The sequence below is a fragment of the Nitratiruptor sp. SB155-2 genome (assembly GCF_000010325.1).
In the GTDB taxonomy this organism is placed as follows: domain Bacteria; phylum Campylobacterota; class Campylobacteria; order Campylobacterales; family Nitratiruptoraceae; genus Nitratiruptor.
Map to the genome: position 1 here is coordinate 659678 of NC_009662.1, position 13513 is coordinate 673190.

General features: G+C 38.0%; 11 protein-coding genes and 1 rRNA gene. 11 read left to right on the forward strand and 1 reads right to left on the reverse strand.

Annotation, left to right across the window (positions count from 1 at the left end; all coding sequences use genetic code 11):
• Positions 1 to 16 precede the first annotated feature (16 nt).
• From rrf to argH, 3 genes are all read left to right on the forward strand, one after another.
• Positions 17 to 132 (forward strand): 5S ribosomal RNA (gene rrf / locus NIS_RS03605).
• A 148-nt stretch (positions 133 to 280) separates the two neighbouring features.
• Positions 281 to 604 (forward strand): hypothetical protein, encoded by a 324-nt coding sequence (locus tag NIS_RS03610; RefSeq protein WP_012082033.1) that lies wholly within the window; start codon positions 281 to 283, stop codon positions 602 to 604.
• Between the two features lie 36 nt (positions 605 to 640).
• Positions 641 to 2029: an argininosuccinate lyase gene (gene argH / locus NIS_RS03615; RefSeq protein WP_012082034.1), complete on the forward strand. Its 1389-nt coding sequence runs from the start codon at positions 641 to 643 to the stop codon at positions 2027 to 2029.
• Between the two features lie 8 nt (positions 2030 to 2037).
• On the opposite strand, the gene NIS_RS03620 is transcribed toward argH, so the two are convergent.
• Positions 2038 to 2397 (reverse strand): histidine triad nucleotide-binding protein, encoded by a 360-nt coding sequence (locus NIS_RS03620; RefSeq protein ID WP_012082035.1) that lies wholly within the window; start codon positions 2395 to 2397, stop codon positions 2038 to 2040.
• Between the two features lie 73 nt (positions 2398 to 2470).
• Here NIS_RS03620 and pheS point away from each other — a divergent pair, with 73 nt between their 5' ends.
• From pheS to NIS_RS03660, 8 genes are all read left to right on the forward strand, one after another.
• Entirely contained in the window at positions 2471 to 3463 is a 993-nt protein-coding gene (gene pheS, locus NIS_RS03625) for a phenylalanine--tRNA ligase subunit alpha (protein ID WP_041354001.1), read from the forward strand.
• On the forward strand, positions 3460 to 5790 hold the full coding sequence (gene pheT, locus NIS_RS03630; RefSeq protein WP_012082037.1) for a phenylalanine--tRNA ligase subunit beta: 2331 nt from the start codon (positions 3460 to 3462) through the stop codon (positions 5788 to 5790). The genes pheS and pheT overlap by 4 nt, the downstream gene beginning before the upstream one ends.
• A complete protein-coding gene (gene aroA / locus NIS_RS03635; RefSeq protein ID WP_012082038.1) occupies positions 5787 to 7088 on the forward strand; it encodes a 3-phosphoshikimate 1-carboxyvinyltransferase in 1302 nt (433 codons plus the stop codon). The genes pheT and aroA overlap by 4 nt, the downstream gene beginning before the upstream one ends.
• A complete protein-coding gene (locus NIS_RS03640) occupies positions 7078 to 7905 on the forward strand; it encodes a 4-hydroxy-3-methylbut-2-enyl diphosphate reductase (RefSeq protein WP_012082039.1) in 828 nt (275 codons plus the stop codon). Before aroA ends, NIS_RS03640 begins: the two co-directional genes overlap by 11 nt.
• A gap of 31 nt (positions 7906 to 7936) precedes the next feature.
• Entirely contained in the window at positions 7937 to 9613 is a 1677-nt protein-coding gene (locus tag NIS_RS03645) for a 30S ribosomal protein S1 (RefSeq protein WP_012082040.1), read from the forward strand.
• Positions 9614 to 9621: 8 nt separating this feature from the next.
• The gene (gene serA, locus NIS_RS03650) at positions 9622 to 11211 is read left to right on the forward strand and encodes a phosphoglycerate dehydrogenase (RefSeq protein ID WP_012082041.1); all 1590 of its coding nucleotides are present in this window, start codon (positions 9622 to 9624) and stop codon (positions 11209 to 11211) included.
• Between the two features lie 94 nt (positions 11212 to 11305).
• The gene (locus NIS_RS03655) at positions 11306 to 12724 is read left to right on the forward strand and encodes a TolC family protein (protein WP_012082042.1); all 1419 of its coding nucleotides are present in this window, start codon (positions 11306 to 11308) and stop codon (positions 12722 to 12724) included.
• Positions 12721 to 13509: an efflux RND transporter periplasmic adaptor subunit gene (locus tag NIS_RS03660; protein ID WP_012082043.1), complete on the forward strand. Its 789-nt coding sequence runs from the start codon at positions 12721 to 12723 to the stop codon at positions 13507 to 13509. Before NIS_RS03655 ends, NIS_RS03660 begins: the two co-directional genes overlap by 4 nt.
• Positions 13510 to 13513 lie beyond the last annotated feature (4 nt).

The following is a 13513-nucleotide window of genomic DNA, read 5'->3' on the forward strand; positions in this document are numbered from 1 at the left end:
GATTTACTTCTCTTGTCCTGGTGCCTATGGAGCGGAGGAAACGCCCAGTCCCATTCCGAACCTGGAAGCTAAGCTCCGCATCGCTGATGATACTGCACCCCTCGGGTGTGGAAAAGTAGGTCGGCGCCAGGCAAGATATTTTCCTTCTTATCTATTTCAACTCTACTATTATGCTTCTAAATAATATATCTGAAATAGATTCGTAATCATTATAAATATTAATACAAAATTAAGTGAATCTGCACTATCATAAACTGATATTCAAACGTAAGGAAACTCTATGAAACGAATGAGCTTATTGATTGCAGTATCGCTTTGCCTATCTTTTTCTCAAGCCTCCGTTTACAAAGGGCAAAAAGAGTACATGAAAAAGTGTAAAAAGTGTCATGGAAATGGTGGAAAACTTGCCGAAACACACACTACTGACGAGTGGGAGAAACTTTTTGAAAATAAAGGTGCTCTGTTGATCCTCAAGCATGATAACAATGCCACTGCGTCTAAATATTTTCATAGCAAACGCTTTAAGAAAAAAGCGAAACATCTGCTCCATTTTTTCAAAAAATACGCATCAGATAGTGGAAACGTACCTGCATGCAGCGATTAATAGTATAATTGCGCTTAAAAAAAGAAGGAACAGTATATGAGTAAAATGTGGTCAGGTCGTTTCAATGCGAATGCAAGTACACTTCTCGATCAGTTCAATGCATCACTCCCTTTTGATAAAGAGTTGTATCTTCAAGATATACAAGGATCCATTGCGCATGCAACTATGTTAGCAAAACAGGGAATTTTAAGCCAAGAGGAAGCAGAGTCCATTATACATGGTCTTAAAACAGTAAAAGAGAAGATTGAAAACGGTCAGTTTGAGTGGAATATTGAAGATGAAGATATTCACATGGCCATTGAAAAAGCACTAACCAATTTGATAGGCGATGCAGGCAAGAAACTTCATACTGCAAGAAGCCGCAATGATCAGGTAGCTCTTGATTTCCGGCTCTATGTACAGCAGTCTAATAAGGATCTCATTAGACTTTTAGCCAATCTTATGCAAACGTTAATTAATATTGCAAAAAATCATACACAGACTCTTATTCCTGGCATGACACATTTACAACATGCACAGCCTATCAGTTTTGCATACCATCTTTTAGCGTATGCAAGTATGTTTAAAAGAGACATTGAAAGATTTCAAAGCAGTTTTGAAAGAAACAACTACTCTCCTATAGGATGTGCTGCACTTGCTGGGACTCCCCATCCAATCGACAGAGAGATGACAGCTCAGGAATTGGGGTTTGATGCCCCCACAATCAACTGTCTTGATACTGTAAGTGATCGAGATTTTGCATTGGAAATACTTTTTAACATTGCAACGATGTTCATGCATATATCCCGACTGTCTGAAGAGTTAATTCTATGGAGTAGTTATGAATTTGGATTTGTAACTCTAAGTGATGAATATTCTACCGGAAGCTCCATTATGCCCCAAAAGAAAAATCCAGATGTCCCGGAACTTCTAAGAGGTAAAACAGGAAGGGCTTATGGGAATCTCATGGCTTTGCTAACCGTTATGAAAGGTTTGCCATTAGCTTATAATAAGGATATGCAAGAGGATAAAGAGGGTGTATTTGATAGCGTTAAAAATGCGAAAATTTCCCTAGAAATTCTTAATGAAACACTTAAAACGATGAATATCAACAAAGAAAAAATGGAAGCGGCTACCAAAATAGGCCATCTGACAGCTACGGATTTGGCCGATTACCTGGTGGAAAAGATTGGTATCCCGTTTAGAGAAGCGCATTTTATCACTGGCAAAGCCGTTGCATTGGCGGAACAAAAGCAAAAAGATCTTAGTGAACTGAGTTTAGCAGAGCTACAGAGTATCGATCCAAGAATCCAAAATGATGTTTTACAATATCTTGATCTCCAACATTCGATGAATGCGAGAAACTCTTATGGAGGGACTGCAAAAGAGCAAGTTGAAAAACAGATAGAATACTTTGAAAGATTTTTAGAAGAGTTGGAGGGATGACCCTCCAATTACATATTTTTCTTTGCAACATCTTCGATTGCTTGATATGGCCATTTTAAAGGAGCTCCACCTAGCATGTGAAAATGTAGATGCATAACTTCTTGACCCCCATCTTTTCCATTATTGGTTATGAGTCTATATCCAGTTTTATCAAGTTCCAAAACTTTCGCGACTTCTTGAATAAAAGGAGTCATTTTTGCCATAAGCTCAGGTGTGGCAGATTGAAAATTTTCCACATGATGTTTTGGAATAATGAGAATATGGATAGGAGCTTTGGGATTGATATCGTGAAAGGCAAGGAACTCTTCATTTTCCAAGACTTTATTTGATGGAATCTCTCCAGCTACGATTTTACAAAATATACACATCTAGATGCCTCCCTTATCTTTTTATAAATATTATTATATTATTATACTCGAAAAAATCGGAACGAGGTGATTATTGAAGGATTGGTTGGATAAAATCGAAAAGATTCTCTCTCTGGATGAGCTTGAGGAGTTAAGGATAGAACTTTTTGGTAAAAAAGGCTATTTTGCCAAAGAGTTTGAAAAACTTAAAAGCCTTTCAAAAGAGGAGAAACCAAAAGTTGCCAAAACCTTAAATGAAGCGAAAAATCTTCTCTTTCAGACATTGCAGTCAAAAAAAGATGAGCTTTTAGCAAAGGCGATTGAAGAGGAGCTGCAAAAAGAGAAAATTGATGTATCTTTGTATGCGCCAAGAGCTCAAAAAGGAGCGCTTCATCCTGTACGATATACGCTCGATAAAATTATAGACTATTTTGTTTCATTGAACTATGCAGTGGAAACAGGACCGCTTGTAGAGGAAGACTTTTACAATTTTGAAGCGCTTAACCTTCCAAAATACCATCCGGCACGTGATATGCAAGATACATTCTATTTTGCCGATGGTAAACTTTTACGAACACATACCTCTCCCGTTCAAATACGAACGATGCAGGTGCAAAAACCTCCAATTCGTATGATTAGTCCAGGATCCGTTTTTCGAAGAGATTTTGACTTGACCCATACGCCTATGTTTCATCAAGTTGAAGGATTAGTGGTCGATGAAGAGGGTAAAGTCAGTTTTGCCAATTTAAAATATATATTGGAAGATTTTTTACGCTATATGTTTGGAGAAGTCAATATTCGATTTCGACCCAGTTTCTTTCCTTTTACAGAGCCAAGTGCAGAAGTGGATATAAGTTGTATTTTTTGTGAAGGAGAGGGGTGCCGGGTCTGCTCGCATACAGGATGGTTGGAAGTCCTTGGATGCGGTATGGTTGATCCAAATGTCTTCAAAGCCGTAGGCTATGAAAATGTAAGTGGATATGCATTTGGACTCGGTGTCGAGCGATTTGCGATGCTCATACATCGCATTGGTGACCTCAGAAGCCTTTTTGAAGGTGATTTACGTTTATTGGAGCAGTTTCGATGATAGTTACAAGAGAGTGGTTACAGGAGTGGATCGATATTAATGATGTTCCTACTCAAGAATTGATTACTATTTTCAATAGCATCGGTTTAGAGGTTGCAGAATATAAAAAAATTGAAATCCCAAAAAATGTTGTAGTAGGAAAAGTTGTTTCATGTCAGAAACATCCAAATGCTGACAAGCTCAACCTTTGCGAAGTGGATGTGGGTGAAGAAAAACTGCAAATAGTCTGTGGTGCGAAGAATGTGGTTCATGCCGAATATGTCGCCGTTGCAAAAATTGGTGCGATGTTACCTGGAGACTTTCATATTAAGCCCGCAAAGCTTCGGGAGGTCGAGAGCTTTGGAATGATCTGTTCATCTACAGAGCTTGGTTTGCCAAAATTGGAAGAAGGCATTATGATTCTTGATCATTCCATTGGGACATTGGAAGTGGGAAAAGAGCTTCGAGAATACCCACTTTTGAATGATGAAATCATTGAATTGGAATTGACTGCCAACAGAGGAGATTGTTTAAGTATACTCGGAATCGCTAGAGAATTAAGCGTCGTCCTTGAAAGATCGATTAAAGAGATCAATTATCAAAAACCGGATCAGATGCAAATAGGTATCGGTCGCATAGTGCAATTCCAGCCAGAGAGCGATATTGAATCAAATGTGGCCTATAAAGCCTTTCAGCTTGAAACACAAGAAAATCCGTTACTTATACGATATCGTACCGCTTTGGTTGGTGAAGAATTCAAGAATTTTGCCGATATTCTTGGATTTTATATTTCACATGCAACTGGCGTAGTTACGCGAATCTATGGTTTGAATTTTTTTACAGATGAGGAGAGCTATACGATACGTATCCACAAAGATGAAAATGGTTATGATGCTGTTTATGGTACGAAAAAGGGTAGCATTATCGGAGTGATCCAATTTGATGAGGCGAAACCTGTTCAAAATGATACAATCTATATATTGGAAACAAGTTATATCGATCCAAGTTCTATATCGAAAAAGATGTATGAACATCCAGTAAAATCGGACTGGGTCTACTACAGAAGTTCAAGAGGTAGTGATCCTAGGCTCAGTATAGGTTTGGAGTATGCAAAGAAATATATCAATGAGCATTATGAAAATCCTCAATTTTATGCAGGGAGACATGAAGTAGAAAAAGAGATTGTAAAGGAAGCTTTAAAAATCTCATTTGAACAATTGAACCAAATCATTGGTCAAGAGATCGAAAAAACGAGAGTTGTCGATATATTGAAAAATTTAGGATTTGAAATAGTTTCAGTTTCAGAAGACTCTTTGATAGTGAAGCCGCCTGTTTTCCGTCACGATATTGCAAATATCCAAGATATTGCTGAAGAGGTAGTTCGAATCTATGGAATAGAAAAAATCGATTCGCGACCTTTAATGTACGTAGAGCAAAACAGAATTACTGAAGCCTATCTCCGATACAAAGCAAAAAAGAGTATACGCGAAAGAGCGGTTGCACAAGGTTATGTTGAGACTGTTAGTTATATTTTTGTCAATAAAGAAGAGTTGGAAAAATATGGTTTTGCAACCGTGCATAAAAATCTCGATCTGATCAATCCTATTACAAATGAGATGAATACGTTAAGAACATCACTTGTGCCAAATCTTTTGCAACAGCTGCAAAACAACATCAAAAATGGATACAAAAGGGTGAAACTTTTTGAAATAGGAACTATTTTTGATCAAAAAAGAGAGGAAAGTGAAGAGTTCGTTTTGATTTTCAGTGGGCAAAAAGAGCCAGAAAGCGTTGTTAATCATGGAAAAGCTCCTGTTGTGGACTTACCTACATTTCTCAACGAACTCTCAGCAATCATTGGTGATTTTGATGTGAGCGAAGGCGAAGCCTCTCATAAACTTGTTCATCCATATCAAGTTGCAAAAATTATAAAAGATGGGAAATATATTGGGCAGGCATATAAATTGCATCTTGAAATGCAAAAAGAGCTTGATGTACCAACCACATATATTGCTCAGATAGATTTTGAAGAACTTACTCTAATCTATCCGAAAGCAAAAGAATATTCTGTTTATCAGCGCTCGTTGAAAGATTTGAGTGTTGTCGTTGATAGAACGTTACCTTATGAAAGTATCAAAACAGTTTTGGAAAAAAATTTACCGAAAGAGGTTCGAAATTTTTATCCGGTAGATATCTATGAAGATGAATCTTTGGGAGATAAAAAAAGTGTAACGATACGATTTGCCATTCAGTCTTTTGAAAAGACACTGACAGAAGAGGAGATTTCTAAAATTTTAGAGAAGATTTTAAAGATTTTACAAGAAGAGATTGGAGCGACACTGCGATGAGCTATGTAAAGGTTGAAAAAGCCTCCTCTTTCGAGCTAACGATATCTGACATTGCTCCCGATAAATCGATATCTCACAGAAGCGCGATGTTTTCGCTCTTAAGTGATGAGCCATCCCAAATTGAAAATTTTCTGCGGGCTGAAGATACACTCAATACACTTGAAATCGTCAAAGCCCTTGGTGCTCAAGTAGAAGAGAGTGATGAAAAAATATTAATAAAGCCTCCAAAACAGATTCAAGAACCCAAGGATGTACTTGATTGTGGAAATAGTGGTACCGGAATGCGGCTTTTTTGTGGTTTGCTTGCAGGGATAAACGGTTTTTTTGTTCTAACAGGAGATAAATATCTTCGTGAACGTCCCATGGCAAGAGTAGCGAAACCTCTTCGATCCATAGGGGCCAAAATAGATGGTCGTGACAATGGAAATAAAGCTCCTTTGGCACTGCGTGGCAATACCGATTTGGAGCCTTTTGACTATGAAAGCCCCATAGCTTCAGCGCAAGTCAAAAGTGCCCTCATTTTAGCAGCTCTTCGTGCCAAGGGAGAGTGTTCTATAAGTGAACCGGAACTGAGTCGTGATCACACTGAGCGCATGTTACAAGGAATGGGCGCCAATATCGATACCCACTGGAGCCACGGTCGATACAGAGTCGATGTTGTTCCACTGACGAAACCTTTGGAACCGTTAAAAATTCGCATTCCAGCAGATCCTTCCAGTGCCTTTTTCTTTGCAGTTGCAGCTGCCATAGCTCCAAGAAGTAAAGTGGTACTTGAAAATATCACACTCAATCCAACTCGTATAGAAGCCTTTAAAGTTTTGCAAAAAATGGGTGCCGATGTTGTATTTTTGGAAAAAGAGAACAAATATGAACCAATTGGTGACATTATTGTAACTCATAACAGTTTGCATGGTGTGGAAGTAAGTGAAAATATTCCCTGGCTTATCGATGAGTTGCCAGCTCTTGCAATTGCCATGGCAGTAGCTGATGGAAGAAGTATTGTACGCAATGCAAAAGAACTGAGAGTCAAAGAGAGCGATCGGATCACCTGTGTCGTGGAAAATCTCAAAAAATGTGGGATCCAAGCACAAGAGTTTGAAGATGGATATGAGATCATAGGAGGAGAACTTCATTCAGCTGCAATTGACAGCTGTGGTGATCATAGAATTGCCATGAGTTTTTTGATAGCAGGGTTAGTGAGTGGAATGGAAGTACGCGATATAGAGTGTATCAAGACCTCATTTCCTAACTTCTTGGATCTTTTATCCCAGATTGTAAAGGTAGAGCGTGGAGATTAGACTAGCAAAAAGCTATGGATTTTGCTTTGGAGTGAAACGGGCAATCAAAATAGCCGAAGAGAGCCCGAACAGTGTAACTTTCGGTCCGCTTATCCATAACAAAAACGAAATAGACAGGCTCAAAGAGAAGTATAACGTGGAACTTGTAGAAGAGATTGATGAAATACAAGAAAACAGTCGTGTCGTTATACGGACACACGGTATTCCCAAAGAGAAATTAGCGCTCTTGAAGGAAAAAAATGTTGAAGTGATCGATGCAACGTGTCCTTTTGTAACGAAACCTCAGGAGATCGTCTCAAAAATGAGTGAAGAAGGATACAGCATCGTCATATTTGGCGATATTAATCACCCTGAAATCAAAGGTGTTATGAGTTACGCCACAGATCCTATCGTAGTATTGAGCGTAGAAGAGCTTGAAGGGAAACCACTCAAAGAGAAAGTGGCTACTGTCGCCCAGACTACGAGAAAATTTGAAGAGTATCAAAAAATAGTCAATTATCTCATGGAACACAAAAAAGAGGTTCGAGTTTTTAATACCATCTGCAATGCAACCTTTGAAAATCAAGACGCTGCAAGAGAATTGAGCAGGGAAGCTGATATTATGATTATCATAGGTGGCAAAAACTCTTCCAATACAAAACAGCTTTTTAAGATATGTAAGGAAAACTGTCCTGACAGTTACTTGGTAGAAAATGCGAAAGAGTTGGAGAAAGAGTGGTTTGAAGGAAAAAAGGTATGTGGTATCACTGCTGGTGCCTCCACACCGAACTGGATAATAGAAGAAGTTATAGAAAATATAAAGAAAATTCAAGTATAATACACAAAATTTAGTCAAGGAAAAAGTGAAAATGGAAAAAGAGGTTCAGATGAATACGCAAAACAGTGAGAGTGCAAACGAAGATTTTGCAAAGATGCTAGAAGAGCATGAAAATCAACGGAACGAATCAAAAATCATCGATGGAGTCATTGTCGAAATACAAGATAATGAGCGTGTACTGGTGGATGTGGGTGAAAAGCAAGAGGGTATTCTCAATATAAAAGAGATTAGCGATGAAGAGGGTAATCTTAAATATCAACCTGGTGACACGATCAAAGTGATGGTTTCTGGACATAGAAATGAGCGACCGGTTATTTCTCATAAAAAAGCGTTGGCCAAAGAGAAAGTGAAAGCGTTTATTGAACAACATAAAGATGATTTCGATGGCCTTATTCTCGAAGGTGTTATCAAAGGGAAAAACAGAGGCGGATACATAGTTGAAAATGATGAGGGTGTACAGTTCTTTTTGCCAAACTCACAAAGTTTTTTTAAAAACAAGCCGGAAATCGGAAGAAAAATTACTGCGAAAGTTATCAAAATAGATCCAGAAAATGACTCTATCGTTATCTCTCGAAAAGCCTATTTGCAAGATATTTTCAAAAAAAGAGAAGAGATAGTAAATCAGCTTTTGAATGAAGGAACGATTGTCGAAGGGACAATTAAAAAAATTACCAATTACGGAATGTTTGTAGAAGTGGCTCCACAAGTAGAGGGCCTGGTCCATTATAACGAGATTAGCTACAAAGGTCCCGTGAATCCGGCTAAGTATTTTCAAGAGGGTGATAAAGTCAATGTCAAGGCAATTGACTTCAATAAAGAAAAACGAAGACTCCTTCTTTCTATCAAAGCGACACAGCCAGATCCATGGGAAGAGATCAAAGGTGAGCTTGAACCTGGTGATGTGATCAATGTGACCATCAGCAATATTGAACCGTATGGCGCATTCGTAGATCTTGGTAATGATATCGAAGGACTCCTTCATATTTCCGAAATGAGTTGGGACAAACGGCCCAAACATCCAAAAGAGTATGTGCAAGAGGGACAACAGTTGGATGTCGAGGTTATAGAGATCGATGCAGAAAACAGAAAACTTAGAGTCTCTTTGAAAAACTTGTTACCAAAACCTTTTGAAGAGTTCCTATCAAACTATAAAGAAGGCGATGTGGTAGAAGGTGAAGTGACATCTTTGACAGATTTTGGTGCATTTGTACGGATTGGTAGTGTAGAGGGACTATTACACAATCAAGATATCAGCTGGGAAAAAGGCCAAAAAGCGAAAGATGCTTTCAATGTAGGCGAAAAAGTAGAAGTCAAAATAGCGAAAATTGATCGAGATAATGAAAAAATATCTCTTGATAGAAAATCTTTGCTAGAGAGTCCCCTCGAGAAATTTGCAAAAGAGCATAAAGTAGGGGATATTGTAAAAGGAACTGTCAAAGATATCAAAGAGTTTGGTGTCTTTGTCGCACTGGATGAAAATGTTGACGGATTGATTAGAAATGAAGATCTTTATCCATTGAAGAAAGAGGAGATACAGTCAGGTGATGAGATTGAAGCAGTCATTTCGCACCTTGATACGAAAAATAATCGTCTTCGACTCTCAGTCAGAAGGCTTCAGAAAATGAAAGAGAAAGAGGATTTGAAAAAAATCAATAGTGACGAAAAAACGACACTAGGTGAAATTATCAAAGAAAAACTTGAAAAGTAAGGGTGATAATGGAAAAGAAAAAGATTGTCGTTTGTGACCATCTTCATAAAAAAGCTGAAGAGATTCTTTCTAAAGAACAAGACATTGTTTATGTCAATGCTGCGGATGTCCCAAAAGGAGAACCGCTTTATAAAGAAATTGCTGATGCTGATGTGATCATCACAAGAAGTTCCACTCCTGTAGATAAAGAGCTACTGGAACATGCGAAAAAACTCAAAGCAATTGTTCGAGCCGGCGTTGGTGTTGACAATGTGGACATGGAGGAGTGTAGTCGACGCGGAATCATTGTGATGAATGTTCCAACGGCTAACACCATAGCAGCGGTTGAGCTGACTTTTGCACATATGCTAGCATGTATGCGAGCATTTCCCTATGCACACAATCAGCTAAAACTTGAAAGGATATGGAAAAGGGAAGCCTGGATAGGAAATGAGCTTAAGGGTAAAAAACTGGGAATTATCGGTTTTGGAAATATTGGAAGCCGAGTAGGAAAAAGAGCTCTTGCATTCGAAATGGATGTGGTTACCTACGACCCCTACATTTCACCGGAAAAAGCGACCAATCTGGGTGTAAAATATACAACTGATTTTGATGAAATCTTACAATGTGACATTATTACCATACATACGCCAAAAACAAAAGAGACTATCAATATGATCGGTCGCGAAGAGATCGCGAAGATGAAAGACGGTGTTGTTTTAATCAACTGTGCCAGAGGGGGCCTATACAATGAAGATGCCCTCTATGAAGGACTCAAAAGCGGCAAAATAAAATTTGCTGGCATCGATGTTTTTGCCAAAGAGCCGGCAACGGACAACAAGCTACTGGAACTCGACAATGTGACTGTCACCCCGCACCTTGGAGCAAATACGGAAGAATCACAAGAAAAAATTGCCGAAGGTGCTGCATCCCAGGCTCTTGAAGCAGCAAGAGGAATCAGCTATCCGAATGCACTCAATCTTCCTATCAAAGAAGATGAGATGCCTCCATTCGTCAAGCCATATCTTGAATTGACGCAGAAAATGGGTTTTTTAGCAGCACAAGTGAATAAAGGCGCATTTAAATCGATCAAAGTCATTGCTGAAGGTGAAATTGCAGACTATCTCAAATCATTGATAACATTTGCAGTTGTAGGTGTATTGAAAGAGTCACTTGGCGAGTCGATTAACTATGTCAATGCAGAATTTGTAGCAAAAGAGCGAGGGATTGATATTTTAAGCAAAAAAAGTCCTGAAGCGAGTGGATATAAAAATAAAATCACTGTCAAGCTTACAACGGATAAAGATATTATCGAGATCAGTGGAACCATTTTTGAAGAGAATGTTCAACGTATCGTCGATATTAACAATTTCGCTTTGGACGTAGAGCCGAAAGGTAAGATGATTCTTTTCAAAAATACCGATGTTCCAGGTGTCATTGGCGAAGTCGGTATGATTTTGGCTAAGCACAACATCAACATCGCAGATTTTAGATTGGGTAGAGATAATCATGGACATGCACTTGCCGTGATTATAGTAGATGATGATGTAAGCAAAGAGGTCCTCAAAGAACTATCTAACTTGAAAGCTTGTATCTCCGTTTCCTACGCTATTCTTTAAGGATGGAGCAGATAAGTCTGCTCCATTAATCTCTTACTAAGTTATAACCATATATAATCTCATCTATCACTTTAACTGATTAATGGAGGGTGTTATGCGTATTGTTTTATTGACGCTGCTCTTATGGGTGATGGCGTTTGCCAAGATTGAAAACCTCTCACTCAATGAGGCTTTAAAAATATTGAAAAAAAATAACAGTAATATCAAAATTGCCAAATTACAAGAGAGAATGGCCGCTTTTGATACAAAGATAGCTCAAAGTTATAATTATGGTTCACTCAATCTTATCTTTAACGCCCTTCGAAGTAATGATGCAGGGAATGTTTTTGGATTTAAACTCCAAAGTAGAGAAGCGACTTTTCGAGATTTTGGATTTAAAGATTTTTTAGGTGGTGTTTCGTATGTACTGCAAAACTCTCCAGATTTTGATACGTTTAAAGCATATATGACAAATCCACAAATGCAAAATCAACTATTAAGTACTGCGCCGCACGATCTCAATTATCCCAAAGCACGCAATCACTTTCAAACAAAACTCCAGTACCAAGTTCCTCTCTTTACCGGTTTCAAACTGAGTATGTATGAAAAGATTTCTAAATCAATGGAAAAAATGAAGCAACTAGAAGCGAAAAAAGTTATCAATGAGATGATTTTTCAGACGAAAAAGACATTTTCCGACATTACCCTCGTAGAAAACTATATAAAAAATCTTGAAGTGTTGAAATCGAATATGGATAAGCTTGAAAACATTATAAAAACTTTCAAACAGGTCGGTTATGCAAAAGAAACTGATGTTTTGGAGGTGGAAGCAAAGAAAGCGGAAGTTCTCAGCTATCTCAATCAAGCAAAGCTCAATCGAGATTTGGCATACCAATATCTCTCTTTTTTACTGAATGAAGATGTAGGAAGTATTCAGCATGTCCAAGAGGTATTGCCATTACCGAAAGAGCCAACACAGAAACTTGTTGAAAAAACAGTCGATATAAAAAGAGTGAAACTGGGTAAAAAAATAACACAAATGAATATTAAACTACAAAAAAGTGGTTTTTATCCTATGATCGGTGCTTTCGGGGAGTATGGAAGCAGTGATGACAAGCCATTTAACGATTTTTTTGACAAAGATGCCTATACAATCGGGGCACAGCTTAAATGGAATCTTTTTAGTGGCGGGAAAACTTCCGATGAAGTACAAAAAGCGAAACTACAGTATATGAAGATGAACGAACAAGAGATTTTAGCCAAACGAGGACTTGCTTTGAAAATCAATCAGATCAAAACGGAAGTGGTCAGTAAAGATTTTGATATAAAAGCGCAAAGCAAAGAGTTTGAACTTTCGAAAAAAATCTATGAGATGTATGTGGAGCGATATAAAGTCGGTCTTTCAAATATCACCGATGTTTTGATCAAACACTCTCAAGAGATCAAAGCGCTATTGAAGCTACTAAAAACAAAAACACTTCGAAATGAAAAAGTACTTGAACTAGAAAGCCTACTCGATAAGGAGACTCGATGAAGAAGATAATACTGTTTTGTTTGATGAGTATTGCACTCTTGGCAAAAGGTTTGGAGCTATCTGGATATGTGAAAAGCGATGATACGAAAATGATTGGAACCCGTTTCATGGGATATGTGGAAAAGGTCTATGTGAGTGAAGGGGACTGGGTCAAAAAAGGACAAATTCTTTATAAGATCGATTCAAAAGAGATCGATCTTGCAAAATCTCAAGTAGAACTGATGATTTCCCAGGCAAGACTTGCAATTGCTATGAATGAAAACATGTATGAGTTTGCGAAAGTCAACTATATGAGACATCAAAAACTCTATAAAAAAGGGATGGTTTCCAAGTTTGAACTTGAGCAGATGGAATTGATGTATAAAAATACGAAAAATATGGTAGAGATCGCAAAAAAGCAACTTGCTCAAGCAAAAGCGAAATTGGCAGAAGTGTTGCATCAATATGAGTATCTCAAAATCAAAGCACCAAATGATGGTGTTATCATACAAAAAATGGTAAAAGAGGGTCAGTTGACGGTTCCTGGGTATCCAGGCATGGTGTTAACGACGCTTGACAATCTTAAAATTGAAGCCGAAATTAGCGAAAGTAATCTAAAAAACATCCATATTGGGCAAGAAGTTACTGTGGAAGTACCATCTGTAGGATTTGAAACAGTAGGAAAAGTAAGTGCAATCATTCCAGCTGCAAACCCCATGACGCATAAATTTAAAATAAAAGTCTCCTTTGATAAAAAAGGTGCGGAGCTCATTCCTGGTATGTATGCAAAACTTATTTGGAAATAGAGGT

Coding starts and splice junctions, on each gene's coding strand:
- NIS_RS03655 (WP_012082042.1), top strand. CDS start 11,306: ATGCGTATTGTTTTATTGACGCTGCTCTTATGGGTGATGGCGTTTGCC.
- NIS_RS03620 (WP_012082035.1), bottom strand. CDS start 2,397: ATGTGTATATTTTGTAAAATCGTAGCTGGAGAGATTCCATCAAATAAA.
- argH (WP_012082034.1), top strand. CDS start 641: ATGAGTAAAATGTGGTCAGGTCGTTTCAATGCGAATGCAAGTACACTT.
- NIS_RS03660 (WP_012082043.1), top strand. CDS start 12,721: ATGAAGAAGATAATACTGTTTTGTTTGATGAGTATTGCACTCTTGGCA.
- NIS_RS03610 (WP_012082033.1), top strand. CDS start 281: ATGAAACGAATGAGCTTATTGATTGCAGTATCGCTTTGCCTATCTTTT.
- serA (WP_012082041.1), top strand. CDS start 9,622: ATGGAAAAGAAAAAGATTGTCGTTTGTGACCATCTTCATAAAAAAGCT.
- NIS_RS03645 (WP_012082040.1), top strand. CDS start 7,937: ATGGAAAAAGAGGTTCAGATGAATACGCAAAACAGTGAGAGTGCAAAC.
- pheT (WP_012082037.1), top strand. CDS start 3,460: ATGATAGTTACAAGAGAGTGGTTACAGGAGTGGATCGATATTAATGAT.
- aroA (WP_012082038.1), top strand. CDS start 5,787: ATGAGCTATGTAAAGGTTGAAAAAGCCTCCTCTTTCGAGCTAACGATA.